The organism is Pelomonas nitida, from assembly GCF_043555975.1.
Classification (GTDB): domain Bacteria; phylum Pseudomonadota; class Gammaproteobacteria; order Burkholderiales; family Burkholderiaceae_C; genus Pelomonas; species Pelomonas nitida.
This window is the reverse complement of record NZ_JBIGIA010000005.1, coordinates 20,290-33,720: the sequence shown is the minus strand read 5'-3', so window position 1 is coordinate 33,720 and position 13,431 is coordinate 20,290. Positions and strand designations below refer to the sequence as shown.

Sequence of the window (13,431 nt, the reverse complement as noted above, 5' to 3'; positions counted from 1 at the left end):
CATGACCGCCGCCGCCCCCTCGCGCCGCCTGGCCCTTGTCGTGATTGCGCGAGACGAGGCGCCGCGCATTGGCCGGCTGCTGGACAGCGTGCGGCCCTGGGTGGACGACATGCTGGTGCTGGACACCGGTTCGGTGGACGAGACGGTGCAGGTGGCGCGGTCCCATGGGGCGCGGGTGGAGGCCTTCGCCTGGTGCGACGACTTCGCGGCGGCGCGCAATCGCGCGCTGGCGCTGGCTGACGCGGACTGGCATCTCGTGCTGGATGCCGACGAGTGGCTGATCTCCGGCGGCGAGGCACTGCAGGCGCTGCGCCAGGCGCCGCCGCAGTTCGTCGGCGCCCTGCAGCTGCGCGACCGCTTCGATCAGTCGCCCGGGCAGCAGGCGCAGGCCACCGCCTGGCTCAGCCGCGTGCTGCCTGGCACGGTGCGCTACGCCGGCCGGGTGCACGAGCAGCCGCAGCACGCGCTGCCCGTGCAGCGGCTGGCACTGGTGGTGGGGCACGACGGCTATGTCGCCGACCGGCTGGCCGACAAGCGCGGCCGCAACCGCCGGCTGCTGGCCCGCGCGCTGGCCGACGCGCCGGGCGACGCCTACCTCTGGTATCAGCTGGGCAAGGACTGCGCCGTCTACGACGAGCACCAGGCGGCGGAGGACGCTTTCTCGCAGGCCGCCGCATGGCCCGCCGCGGCCGTGGCGCCATGGTGGCTGGACCTGGTGGCGCGCCGCCTGTACGCACTGAAGTGCCTGGGCCGGCATGCCGACGCGATGGATTTCGCGCAGGCCCAGATGGTGGCGGGGGCCGAATCGCCCGACTTCTTCTTCACCATCGGCGACGTGCTGCTGGACCTGGCGGCCTCGCAACCCGCCCAGGCCGGCGAAGCGCTGCCGATGGCCGAGGCCGCCTGGCGGCAATGCCTGGCGCTGGGCGAACGCGCCGAGCAGCCGGGCGCGGTGGCCGGGCGCGGCAGCTTTCTGGCGGCGCACAACCTGGCGGTGGTGCTCGACGGCACCGGTCGCGCCGACGAGGCGGCCGCGCTGCGCGCCGCCCACCCCTGGCCGTGCTGAGGCGGCTGGCCGCTGCCTGGCCGATGCCGGCGCTGCTGGCCTGGCTGGCCGCGTGGCTGGCCTATGCAGCCGCGCTGGCGGCGGGGCTCTCGCCCGGGCCGGCGCTGGGCGTGGCGGCCGCGCTGGGCGCGCTACTGGCCTGGCGGCAGCCGCAGCGCTGGCGGCGGCTCATCGTGGCGCTGGGCTTCCCGGCGTCGGTGCTGGCGCTGGGCTGGCAGGGCGGGGCGACCTCGCTGCTGTGGCTCGCGCCGCTGGCGCTGCTGTGGTGGCTGTATCCGCGGCGCAGCTGGGGCGATGCGCCGCTGTTCCCGACACCGCGTGGCGCGCTCGCGCCGTTGCCAGGCCACGCGCCGCTGCTGGCCGGCGCGCGCGTGCTGGACGCGGGCTGCGGCGCCGGCGACGGGTTGCGCGAGTTGCTGCGCGCCTATCCCGATGCGCGCGTGGAGGGTGTGGAGTGGAGCCGCCCGCTGGTGTGGCTGGCCCGCTGGCGTGCGCGCGGGACGGCGGTGCGGCGCGGCGACCTGTGGGCCGACGACTGGGCGCCGTTCGCGCTGGTCTATGTATTCCAGCGCCCGGAATCCATGCCGCGCGTGTGGGCCAAGGCCTGCGCGGAGCTGACGCCCGGCGCCTGGCTCGTGAGCCTGGACTTCGCCGTGCCCGGCGTTGCGGCAGCGGCGAGCTGGCAACTGCCGAGCGGCCAGATCGTGTGGCTTTACCGCCCGGCGCGGAAAGCTGCGTCAATCCCGGTCATTTGATGCGTTCCAGCGGCCGGCAGCGGGGCATACTTTCTCAAGCCCCCCGGCATCGGGCCGATATGGTCTGAACACCCTCAACCCCACACCGCATGTTTGTCATCATCGGCTGGGCCGTCTCCATGGCCTGCATCTTCGGCGTGTTCATCGCCCACGGCGGGAACATCGGCGTCATCCTGCACGCCTTGCCCTTCGAGATGATCACCATCTTCGGCGCCGCCATCGGCGCCTTCCTGGCCAACAACCAGATGAAGGTCGTCAAGGCCACGGCCGCCGGGCTGGGCCTGTGCTTCAAGGGCAGCAAGTACAGCAAGGCTCGCTACATGGAACTGCTGGCGCTCATGTACGACATCCTGCAGAAGGCGCGCAAGGAAGGGCTGATGTCCATCGAGAAGGACGTCGAGGACCCGCACAGCTCGCCGCTGTTCCAGAAGTACCCGGTCGTGGGCAACGACCACCATGTCACCGAGTTCATCACCGACTACCTGCGCATGATGGTGTCGGGCAACCTGAACGCGCACGAGATCGAGTCGCTGATGGACAGCGAGATCGAGACTCACCACCAGGAAGAACACGCCGCCGTGGCGGCGCTGCAGCGCCTGGCGGGCGGCCTGCCGGCCTTCGGCATCGTGGCGGCCGTGCTGGGGGTCGTGAACACGATGGGCTCGGTCGGCCAGCCGCCGGCCGTGCTGGGCGGCATGATCGGCTCGGCGCTGGTGGGCACCTTCCTGGGCATCCTGCTGGCCTACGGCTTCGCCGAGCCGCTGGCCGGCCTGCTCGAGCAGAAGGTCGAGGACGGCGGCAAGGAGTTCCAATGCATCAAGACCACGTTGCTGGCCAGCATGCAGGGCTATGCGCCGCAGGTGGCCATCGAGTTCGGCCGCAAGGTGCTGTTCTCGGGCGACCGCCCGTCATTCAGCGAACTCGAAGGCCACGTCAAGAAGAAATGACCCCCCCCCGAAGCGCCTTCGGCGCTCCCCCCCAGGGGGGCGCACCCAGTGGCCTGGCAAAGCCAGTTCCAAGGCTGCTGCTTGATGTCGGCGGCGCTGCGCGCGCCGCGAAGTCCGGGGGAGTTTGATGGCCGGCGATGCGAAAAAGTTGCAGCCCATCATCATCAAGAAGGTGAAGAAGGGCGGCCATGCGGCGCATGGCGGCGCGTGGAAGATCGCGTATGCGGACTTCGTCACGGCCATGATGGCCTTCTTCCTGCTGATGTGGCTGCTCGGCTCCACGACCGAGGGCGACAAGAAGGGCATCGCCGACTTCTTCCAGTCGCCGCTGAAGGTGGCGATGCTCGGTGGCTCCGGCTCGGGCGATTCGTCCAGCGTCGTGCGCGGTGGCGGCAAAGACCTCACGCGCGAGACCGGCCAGGTCAAGGAAGGCCAGAGCGAGGCCAAGAAGTCCAGCTACACGCTGCGCGCCTTGAAGGAGGAGCAGCGCAAGGCGGAGCGGGCGCGGCTGGAGCAGCTCAAGACCAAGGTCGAGTCGGTGCTGGCCGAGAACCCCAAGCTCGCCGCCCTCGGCGGCCAGATCCGCCTGGGCATGACCAGGGAAGGCCTGCGCATCCAGATCGTCGACGAGGGCAACCGGCCCATGTTCGACAGCGGCAGCGCCGTCGTGAAACCCTATATGCGCGAGCTGCTGCAGGAGCTTGGCAGCGTGCTCACCGAGGTGCCCAACCGGCTCACGGTGGAAGGCCACACCGACGCCCAGCCCTTCCCGGCGGGCGAGCGCGGCTACAGCAACTGGGAACTGTCGGCCGACCGGGCCAACGCGTCCCGCCGCGAGCTGGTGGCCGGCGGCCTGGCCGAGACCCGCATGCTGCGCGTGCAGGGCCTGGCGGCCAGCAAGCTGCTCGATGCGAAAGACCCCAACGGTGCCCTCAACCGGCGCATCAGCATCATCGTCATGAACCGCGATGCGGAGGATGCGGTGCTGAAGAACGTCGTCGACGAACCCGAGGCGCCGGCCGCTGCAGACGGCGGCGGCGCCCCTAGCGCGCCGCCGGATGCCACGCAAGTGCCGGGGACCGGCAAAATGCCGCAAACTCGGTCAGCGGCGCCTGCCCACTAGAAACTAGACTGCGGGCTGCCCCCTGAAATCCCGCCCCCTGAGAGAGGATCGCCATGAGCGCTGACATGAAATTCCTGGTCGTTGATGACTTCTCCACCATGCGCCGCATCGTGCGCGGCCTGCTCAAGGAGATTGGCTACAACAACTGCGAAGAGGCCGAGGACGGCGTCGAAGCGCTGAACATGCTGCGTGGCGCCAAGTTCGACTTCGTCGTCAGCGACATCAACATGCCCAACATGACGGGCTTCGAGCTGCTGAAGGCCATCAAGGAAGACGCCAACCTGAAGCACCTGCCGGTGCTGATGGTGACCGCCGAGGCCCGCAAGGAAGACATCGTGCTGGCCGCCCAGTCGGGCGCAGCCGGCTACATCGTCAAGCCGTTCACGAAGGCCACGCTGGAGGAGAAGGTCCTCAAGATCATGCAGAAGCTGGCTGCAGCGGCCTGACGAACGAACAACAACGAGGGGACTGCCATGTCGATGGACCAACTGGACCAATTGGGCAAGGCCCAGGAGCCGCTGCTCGTTTCGCCCGAGGTGTTCCAGCAGCTCGGCACGATCACGCGGACACTGCATGACACCATGCAGCGCCTGGGCGTCATGCCCAAGCTGCAGGTGGCCACCGACGGCCTGCCCGATGCGCGCAGCCGCCTGAGCTACATCGCCAGCAAGACGGCCGCTGCGGCCGAGAAGGTGCTGAACTCCGTTGATCAGGCCAAGGCCGAGCACGCCGGCATCAGCCAGGCCACCAAGGATCTGGCCGCCGCCATCGTGGCCGACCCGGTCCGTGCCGTGGCCAGCGGCATGGTCATGAATTTCGTCAAGGACGTCGAGACGCGCACGCAGAGCATCGACAACCACCTGACCGACATCATGCTGGCGCAGGACTTCCACGACCTCACGGGCCAGGTGGTCGCCAAGGTCGTGAATCTCGCCAACGACCTGGAAGATAGCCTCGTGAAGCTGCTGGTGCAGGTGGTGCCGCCCGAGCAGCGCGAGAAGGTCGACCCGACCATCCTGCAGGGCCCGGTCGTCAACGCCGAAGGCCGCACTGACGTCGTCACGAACCAGGGCGAGGTCGACGACCTGCTCGCCAGCCTCGGCTTCTGATCTCTCGTTGCCTCGCACCAGGCCGGCCTTGCGCCGGCCTTTTGCTTTTCAGCGAGCCGCAGGCTGCTGAATAGCGGGCTTGGCGCGCCGCTTTTCTCGCCCCGGGCGGCGGGGCGGCCGCGAACAATGCGGCCAGTGCCTCGCCAGAGGCCACCCACGCCATGGCCGATCAAGACGCACAAGACCGCAACCTACCTGCCTCGCCCAAGAAGATCGAGCGATCTCGGGCCGAGGGGCAGTTGCCGCGCTCGCGCGATCTGCCGCACTTCGCGATGATGGCCGCCGGTGGTGTGGTGCTGGCGGTGGGCGGCCCGCGCATCGTGGAGCGGCTGCGCGAGATGCTCGTGAGCGGTCTGCACTTCGACGCCAGCTTGCTGGCGCGGCCCGGCTTCATGGGGGAGCGCATCGCCGAGATGACGCTGGCCTTCGCCGCCGTCATGGGGCCCATCGCGGCGCTGCTGATCCTGGCCGCCATCGCGAGCAACATCGCCAGCGGCGGCTGGAACTGGACGATGAAGCCGCTGGCGCCGAAGTTCACGCACCTGAACCCCTTGCCGGGTATCAAGCGCCTGTTCTCGGGCCAGGGCTTGGGAACGGCACTGAAGGCGGTGCTGTTGGCCCTCGTGCTGGGCGCCATCGGGGTGATGGTGCTGAAGAACCGGCTGTCGGCCTATGTGAGCATCATGTCGGTGCCGCTGCCGTCGGCGCTGGCCTATGCCGGCGAGCAGCTCATGGGCGGGCTGGTGCTGCTGGGTGTCGCGCTGGCCGTGTTCGCCGCCATCGATGTGCCGCTGCAGCGCCAGCTGTGGCTGCGGCGCATGCGCATGAGCCGCGAAGAGGTCAAGCAGGAAATGAAGGAGATGGAGGGCAACCTCGAGGTCAAGGCCAGGATTCGCGCCAAGATGCGCGAGATGGCCAAGCGCCGCATGCTGGCCGCCGTGCCGCAGGCCGACCTCGTCGTCATGAACCCGACCCACTACGCGGTGGCGCTGAAGTACGAGGAAGGCAAGATGGCCGCGCCCAAGGTGGTGGCCAAGGGTGCCGACCTGCTGGCCATGAAGATCCGCGACCTGGCCAAGGACAGCAAGGTGCCGGTGCTGCAGCAGCCGGTGCTGGCGCGGGCGCTGTATGCGCATGCCAAGGTGGACCACGAGATCCCCGCTGCGCTGTTCAGCGCCGTGGCTCAGGTGCTGGCCTATGTGTACCAGCTGCGCGCCGCGCTGGCCTCGCGCCATGTGGCCCGCCCCGACATGCCGCGGCCGCATGTGCCGCCGGAGCTGGACCCGCACAACAAGCCGGGCTGGCAGCCCGAGCCCGACGAAGATTTTGCGGAATAGCCTGGGCGAAAGATCGGGCCAGGTGAGCTGAGAACAGGCGGGGATTCCCCCCGCTAATTCGCCTCAAGTTTGGCGGCCGGCCGCGAAGAATGCGGCAGACCCCGGCCTCGCCTTGCCCGATCTCCGCATGAACGCCCTCACCAGCAAACTCCAAGCCCTGCTCGGCCCACGCGCCGGCGTCATTGCCGCGCTGGGGGCGCCGACCGCCGTGCTGCTGGTGCTGTCGATGATGGTGCTGCCGCTGCCGCCGTTCGCGCTGGACCTGCTGTTCACCTTCAACATCGCGATGGCGGTGATGGTGACGATGGTGGCGGCCAACATGATCCGGCCGCTGGACTTCGCGGCCTTCCCGACCGTGCTGCTGCTGACCACCTTGATGCGCCTGTCGCTGAACGTGGCCTCCACACGCGTCGTGCTGCTGGAAGGGCACACCGGCACCGGCGCGGCCGGCAAGGTCATCGAGGCCTTTGGTCACTTCCTGATCGGCGGCAACTTCGCCGTCGGTCTGATCGTGTTCGCCATCCTGGTGGTCATCAACTTCATCGTGGTCACCAAGGGCGCGGAGCGCATCGCGGAAGTTGGTGCGCGCTTCACGCTGGACGCGATGCCCGGCAAGCAGATGGCCGTGGACGCCGACCTGAACGCCGGCCTCATCAACGAAGCCGAGGCCAAGCGCCGCCGCGCCGAGCTGGGCGACGAGGCAGACTTCTTCGGCTCCATGGACGGTGCCAGCAAGTTCGTGCGCGGCGACGCCGTGGCGGGCATGCTGATCCTGGTCATCAACATCGTCGGCGGCTTCATCATCGGCGTGGCGCAGCACGGCCTGTCGGCCGCGCAGGCCGCCAACAGCTACATCCTGCTGGCCGTGGGCGACGCGCTGGTGGCGCAGATCCCGGCGCTGCTGATCTCGGTGGCGGCAGCGATGGTGGTGTCGCGCGTGGGCACGGACAAGGACATCGGCAGCCAGATCGGCAAGCAGGTGTTCGGCTCGGCCAAGAGCATTGCCATCACCGCCGGCGTCATCGGGGCGCTGGGGCTGATCCCGGGCATGCCGCACGTCGTCTTCCTGCTGATCGCGGCCGGCCTGGGCTACCTGGCCTGGTGGCTGCGCACCAAGGAGCAGGCGGCGGCGGTGGCTGAGGCCATCAGGCCCGCCGCGCCGGCCGCCGAAGGGTCGGGCGAAGCGACCTGGGAAGACCTGGTGCCGGTGGACACGCTGGGCCTGGAAGTGGGCTACCGGCTCATCACGCTGGTCGACAAGAGCCGCGAGGGCGACCTGCTGAGCCGCATCAAGGGCGTGCGCCGCAAGTTCGCGCAGGAGGTGGGCTTCCTGCCGCCGCCGGTACACATCCGCGACAACCTGGAGCTGCGGCCCAGCCAATACCGCATCTCGCTGCGTGGCGCCGTCGTCGGCGAGGCCGAGGCCTACCCGGGCATGTGGCTGGCCATCAACCCCGGCCACGCGACGCAGAAGCTGCTCGGCACGCAAACCACCGACCCCGCCTTCGGCCTGCCGGCGGTGTGGATCGAGGAACGGCAAAAGGAGATGGCCCAAATGAGCGGGTTTACGGTCGTTGATTGCTCGACCGTCGTGGCCACCCACCTTTCACACTTGATGCAAGTGCACGCGGCCAAGTTGTTGGGCCGCGTGGAGACCCAGGCCCTGGTGGAACACCTGACCAAGCAGGCGCCTCAACTCATCGAAGACGTGATTCCCAAAATGGTCAGCATCGCCACCCTGCAACGCGTCCTCCAACTGCTGCTGGAAGAGGGCGTGCATGTGCGCGACATGCGCTCCATCGTGGAGTGCCTGGCCGAGAACGCCGCCGCCGTGACCGACCCGCAGGAGCTGTCGCGCCGCATCCGCACCCACATCGCGCCGGCCATCGTGCAGCAGATCTACGGCAGCGTGAAGGAGCTGGACGTCATCGCGCTGGAGCCCGAGCTGGAGCGCCTCGTCACCCAGGCCCTGAATTCGCCCCATGGCGCCGCGCTGGACCCCGGCGTGGCCGACACGCTGGCCCGCAGTGCCGCCGAGACGGCGCAGAAGCAGGAAGACCGCGGCGTGCCGGCCGCGCTGCTGGTGCCCGACCTGATCCGCGCGCCCATGGCACGGCTGCTCAAGCGCGCCGCGCCGCGCCTGAAGGTGCTGGGCCACAGCGAGATCCCCGAGACCCACACCATCCGCATCGGCTCCATCATCGGAGGTGCGGCATGACCCCCACGCGCATTAACGCGAGCCGCCCTCAGCGGGCGCTGGCCTCGTTCGAGGCGGCTCGGCAGGAGGCCCCATGAACGTCCGCAAATTCACCGCCCGCACCTCGCGTGAGGCCCTCGCGCTCGTCAAGCAGGCCTTTGGTCCCGACGCCGTGGTGCTGTCCAACAAGAACGTGCCCGAAGGCGTGGAAGTGCTGGCCATGGCGCCGGAAGGCATGGGCCAGATCGAGCAGATGGCCGCCAGCGCGCCGCGCACCGTGGCCCGCGCGCCGGTGCAGGCGCCCGCGCAGCCGCAGGGCCGCGCCCCGTTCGCCGAGCGCGTGCGCCGCGAGCCGAGCTTCGGCGCGCCGGAAGTGCAGGGCGACGTGGAGCAGCTGGCGATGAGCACGCTGAGCTTCCAGGACTATGTGCGCGAGCGCGTGCTGCGCCGCCGCCAGGCCGAGATGACGGGCCAGCCCGACCCGGTTGCCGCTCGCGCGGCCCCGCCACAACCGCAGCAGCCTCGCGAGCCGTCGGCCGTGTCGCTGGATGCCGCACGCGCCCAGCGCGAGCGCCGCGCGGCCGAGGCCATCGCCGCGATGGCGCCCCGCCGCGCCGCCGCGCCTGCGGCCGCCCAGGCGCCCGCCCGGACGATGCCGCCGGTGCTGCGCGACGAAATCCGCATCCCCACGGCCGCTGCGCCGGCGCGCCAGGTGCCGCACCTGGGCGACATCGGCACCACCGAGCCACAGCCGCTGCCGGGTCAGCCCACGCAGGTGCAGCGCAGCCAGATGGACATGGCGGCCGAGCTGCGTCAGATGCGCGGCCTCATCGAGGAGCGCTTCTCGTCGCTGGCCTTCATGGAAAAGCTGCAGCGCCAGCCCGTGCAGGCCCGCCTGACGCAGAAGCTGCTGGAGCTGGGCTTCTCGCCCGCACTGGTGCGCAAGCTGGCCGAGAGCTGCCCGTCCGACTTCAAGGCCGGTTCGCCCACCGACCCGGCCGACGAGACCGCCTGGGCGGCCCATGTGCTGTCGCGCAACCTGCAGACCGACGAAGGCGCCCCGGCCATCGAGGACCGCGGCGGCGTGTTCGCGCTGATCGGCTCCACCGGCGTCGGCAAGACCACCACCACTGCCAAGCTCGCCGCCCACTTCGCCACCAAGTACGGCGCCGGCCAGCTGGGCCTGATCACGCTGGACGCCTACCGCATCGGCGCCCATGAGCAACTGCGCGCCTACGGCCGCATCCTCGGCGTGCCGGTCCACACCGCGCACGACCGCGCGTCGCTGGACGACCTGCTGGACCTGCTGTCCAGCAAGAAGCTCGTGCTGATCGACACCGCCGGCATGGCGCAGCGCGACAGCCGCACGCAGGAGCTGCTGGAGATGCTGGCTCACCCCCGCATCAAGAAGCTGCTCGTCATCAATGCCGCCCAGCAGGGCGAGACCATCGAGGACGTCGTCAACGCGTGGAAGGGCGCGGCCTGCGAGGGCGTGGTGCTCAGCAAGATCGACGAAGCCGTCAAGCTCGCGCCGGCCCTGGACACGCTGATCCGCCACCGGCTCAAGGTGCTGGGCGTGGCCAACGGTCAGCGCGTGCCGGAAGACTGGCATCGCCTGTCCGGTACGGCACTGGTGCATCGCGCGCTGAAGAGCCCCGCCGCGGGCGCCTGGCGCATGGACAACACCGACATCAACCTGATTTTCGCCGGCGCTCCGCTGGCCGATGCGGGCCTGAGGGCGATCCACTGATGTCGACGACAACACGCAATTCGTTGAGCGGGCCGAGCGCCGGGTCGCTCCCAAGCCGGCCCGCCTTGGCGATGTGCTTGCGGCTCGATGCCGCAAGCATCGCCGTCCCCTCGGGGGACCGGTCAAGGTACTCCTTGGACGAGGGGCAAACATGATGCAAGACCAAGCCCACGGCCTGCGCCGCCTGTTCGCGGCATCCAAGACGCGCTTCGTGCCTGTCGTCAGCAACCCGCGCGTGATGGGTGCCGGCGTGCTGCTCGAAGGCCTGTGCGCGGCGTTTGCCGAACTCAACCTGCAGACGCTGGTCGTCGACGCGGGCGAGCTGTCGCCAGCGCCGTCGGAGCTGGCGCATGTGGACCTGTCCAACTGCATCGAGCGCCTGTCGCCGCGCGTGTCCTACCTGGCGGCACGCGGCCTGCCGCTGCGCCACATCAACGCCAACGGCTCGGCCGCCGCCTTCCTGGATGCGCTGGCCGCCGCCGCGCCCGAGGCCGACGTCATCCTGCTGCACGCGCCTGCCGCCGAGCTGGCGCGCGTCGTCGCGCAGCGCGAGGTGCGCCCGCTGCTGCTGGCCGATGCCGAGCCGGCCAGCGTCACCGAGGCCTACGCCGGCATGAAATGGCTCACACAGCGCGCGGGCCTGATGGTCTACAGTCTGTTGATGGCCTGCCACCCACAGTTGCGCGTGGCCACCCGCATCGCGCAACAGCTCCACTCCTGCGCCGACGGCTTCCTCGGCGCGGTGTTGCGCGACTGGGCCTGCCTGGACCCGCGCAACTCGCAGCACATGCCGCTCAGCCCGGAGCTGCGCCACCTTGCCCGCGAGCTGTTGCTCGCCGCGCCGCCCGGCGCCGCGCTAGATGCCGCGTCCGACGTGACACCGTTGCGCCCGGCACGTGCCGTGGCCCGCCCGTTTGTTGCAGCGCACTGACTCCCGCCGGAGATGACAGATGCCCCCACGTACTCTGCGTTCATTGCCCCCCGAGGGGGCGCTTCAGCCCCTTCGGGCGGCCGTGCGGAGCTGACCATGTACACGCCCAAAGGCAGACTCGACAACAACACGCTGATCAAGCAATACAGCCCGTTGGTCCGACGCCTGGCGCACCAGATGATCGCCAAGCTGCCGGCCAATGTGGAGGTGGACGACCTCATCCAGGTCGGCCTCATCGGTCTGACCGACGCGCTGTCACGCTTCGATGCCGAGCAGGGCGTTCAGTTCGAGACCTTCGCGACGCAGCGCATCCGCGGCGCCATGCTCGACGAACTGCGGGGCGGCGACTGGATGAGCCGCGGCACGCGGCGCCAGCAGCGCGAGATCGAGGCAGCCGTCCACAAGGTCGAGCAGCGTCTGGGCCGTGCGCCCAACGAGGCCGAGATCGCCGCCGAGATGGGCCTGGCGCTGGCCGACTACCAAGACCTGCTCTCCAAGGTGCGGGGCACTCAGCTCGTGTATCTGGAGGACATGTCCGGCGACGACGGCGACGATGACTATCTCGACCGCCACGTGGCCGACGAGAGCAGCAACCCCGTGGCGATGCTGCAGGACCACCGCATGCGCGAGGCACTGGTGGCCGCCATCAAGAACCTGCCCGAGCGTGAGCAGTTCGTGATGAGCATGTACTACGAGCACGACATGAATCTCAAGGAGATCGCGGCCGTGCTCAAGGTCACGGAGTCCCGGGTCTGTCAGCTACACAGCCAGTCGATCGCAAGGTTGCGCGTTAAGCTCCGCGACTGGTGAGGCCCTCGCGTGCGGTCCCGCCGTAGAAGAACGAGGGACAAGCGCGATGGTGAAATGGTTCAAGGCCACAGGTTCGCCCCCATCGGACGCCCGCGAGGTGCCGACGCGTCACGACGATGACGCGGCGCTGAACGTGGTGAAGCGGCTGTCGCGCTCGCTGTCCACCGTGGGCCGCGATGCCGCCGAGGTGCGTGGCGTGCTCGAGGACACGCAGCGTGTCGTGCAGGCGCAGGGCCAGGCCATGCAGGCGCTGGCCCAGCAGCTGGGCGACATCGGCCAGGCGCAGGCGGCTATCGCGGCGGCCACGGTCGAGAGTTCTGCGGCCGTGCAGAGGGCGCGCGGCGCACTGGGCGTCGTCGGCAACGAGGTGGTGGGCATTGCGTCCACGCTGGGCAAGGTCTCCGAGGCGGCCGCCGACATCACGAGGATTTCCCTGCAGACGCGCCTCGTGGCGTTCAACGCCGCCGTCGAGGCCAAGCACGCCGGTGACGCCGGCCGTGGCTTCGCTGTCGTGGCCGAGGCGGTGAAGGACCTCGCGGGCCAGGTGGAGGCCTCGTCCAAGGCCATCATCAGCGCCGTGACCAGCCTGCAGGAGCGCATCGACCGTTTCAGCGTCGAGCTCATCGAGGTGCCCGGCAAGCCCAGCCAGATCCACGCGGCGTTTCATGAAGTCGAGGACGATGTGCAGCGCATCTCGTCGTCGGCCGCCGAGAGTGGCCGGCAGATGGGGCTGCTCAACGAGCGCGCCCAGCTGCTGGAGCGCGAGGTGCTGCAGGCCACTCATGGGCTGAAGGCGGCGTTCGATGGCAGCGACCGCTTCCTGCGCATGTCCGAGGAACTCGTCGAGCAGATCGCCGAGAGCGGCGTCGAGGTCGACGACATGCCCTTCATCCGCGCGGCCCAGGCGGCTGCGGCCGAGATCGGCGAGTTGCTGGCCGCCGCGCTGCGTGACGGCCAGATCAGCGAGGCGGACCTGTTCGACGAGAACTATCGCCCCATCGAGGGCACGCTGCCCGCGCAGCACCTGACGCGCTTTTGCGCGCTGACCGACCGGCTGTTTCCGGCGGTGCAGGAGAAGATGCTGGGCTTCAGCGACAAGATCGTGTTCGCCATCGCGGCCGATCGCAACGGCTACATCGCCACGCACAACCGCAAGTACTGCCAGCCGCAGCGCCCGGGCGACACGGTCTGGAACACGGCCAACAGCCGCTACCGCCGTATCTTCAATGACCGCACCGGCCTGGCGTCGGCGCGCAACCAGCGCCCCTTCCTGCTGCAGACCTACCGCCGCGACATGGGCGGCGGCCGTTTCGTGCTGCTGAAGGAGGCCGCCGCGCCCATCGTCGTGAATGGCCGCCATTGGGGTGGCCTGCGCCTTGCCTTCAACTTCTAAGCGCGCCCGCTGG

Annotated in this window: 12 protein-coding genes; all 12 read left to right on the top strand. The window is 69.5% G+C overall.

Annotated elements, in window-relative coordinates; genetic code table 11:
* The first annotated feature begins 1 nt into the window (after position 1).
* The 12 genes from ACG00X_RS07595 (at position 2) to ACG00X_RS07540 (ending at position 13,418) form a co-directional block, all read left to right on the top strand.
* Positions 2–1,066 (top strand): glycosyltransferase, encoded by a 1,065-nt coding sequence (locus ACG00X_RS07595; RefSeq protein WP_394487471.1) that lies wholly within the window; start codon positions 2–4, stop codon positions 1,064–1,066.
* 23 nt (positions 1,067–1,089) lie between these two features.
* The gene (locus ACG00X_RS07590; RefSeq protein ID WP_394487469.1) at positions 1,090–1,821 is read left to right on the top strand and encodes a class I SAM-dependent methyltransferase; all 732 of its coding nucleotides are present in this window, start codon (positions 1,090–1,092) and stop codon (positions 1,819–1,821) included.
* A gap of 89 nt (positions 1,822–1,910) precedes the next feature.
* Positions 1,911–2,768 (top strand): flagellar motor stator protein MotA, encoded by an 858-nt coding sequence (gene motA, locus ACG00X_RS07585; RefSeq protein WP_394487468.1) that lies wholly within the window; start codon positions 1,911–1,913, stop codon positions 2,766–2,768.
* A gap of 127 nt (positions 2,769–2,895) precedes the next feature.
* Complete coding sequence (motB, locus tag ACG00X_RS07580; protein ID WP_394487467.1) at positions 2,896–3,891, top strand: flagellar motor protein MotB; 996 nt, start codon at positions 2,896–2,898, stop codon at positions 3,889–3,891.
* A gap of 53 nt (positions 3,892–3,944) precedes the next feature.
* Positions 3,945–4,337 (top strand): chemotaxis response regulator CheY, encoded by a 393-nt coding sequence (cheY, locus tag ACG00X_RS07575; protein ID WP_394487465.1) that lies wholly within the window; start codon positions 3,945–3,947, stop codon positions 4,335–4,337.
* 33 nt (positions 4,338–4,370) lie between these two features.
* Positions 4,371–5,000: a protein phosphatase CheZ gene (locus tag ACG00X_RS07570; RefSeq protein WP_394487774.1), complete on the top strand. Its 630-nt coding sequence runs from the start codon at positions 4,371–4,373 to the stop codon at positions 4,998–5,000.
* 161 nt (positions 5,001–5,161) lie between these two features.
* The gene (gene flhB, locus ACG00X_RS07565) at positions 5,162–6,337 is read left to right on the top strand and encodes a flagellar biosynthesis protein FlhB (RefSeq protein WP_394487464.1); all 1,176 of its coding nucleotides are present in this window, start codon (positions 5,162–5,164) and stop codon (positions 6,335–6,337) included.
* 127 nt (positions 6,338–6,464) lie between these two features.
* Entirely contained in the window at positions 6,465–8,555 is a 2,091-nt protein-coding gene (gene flhA / locus ACG00X_RS07560; RefSeq protein WP_394487463.1) for a flagellar biosynthesis protein FlhA, read from the top strand.
* A 73-nt stretch (positions 8,556–8,628) separates the two neighbouring features.
* Positions 8,629–10,284: a flagellar biosynthesis GTPase FlhF gene (gene flhF / locus ACG00X_RS07555; RefSeq protein ID WP_394487462.1), complete on the top strand. Its 1,656-nt coding sequence runs from the start codon at positions 8,629–8,631 to the stop codon at positions 10,282–10,284.
* A 151-nt stretch (positions 10,285–10,435) separates the two neighbouring features.
* Positions 10,436–11,215 carry a flagellar biosynthesis protein gene (locus ACG00X_RS07550; protein WP_394487461.1) on the top strand — a complete coding sequence of 260 codons (780 nt, stop codon included), beginning with the start codon at positions 10,436–10,438 and terminating at the stop codon, positions 11,213–11,215.
* Positions 11,216–11,311: 96 nt separating this feature from the next.
* Positions 11,312–12,025 carry an RNA polymerase sigma factor FliA gene (locus ACG00X_RS07545; RefSeq protein WP_394487460.1) on the top strand — a complete coding sequence of 238 codons (714 nt, stop codon included), beginning with the start codon at positions 11,312–11,314 and terminating at the stop codon, positions 12,023–12,025.
* Positions 12,026–12,071: 46 nt separating this feature from the next.
* Positions 12,072–13,418 (top strand): methyl-accepting chemotaxis protein, encoded by a 1,347-nt coding sequence (locus tag ACG00X_RS07540; RefSeq protein ID WP_394487459.1) that lies wholly within the window; start codon positions 12,072–12,074, stop codon positions 13,416–13,418.
* Positions 13,419–13,431 lie beyond the last annotated feature (13 nt).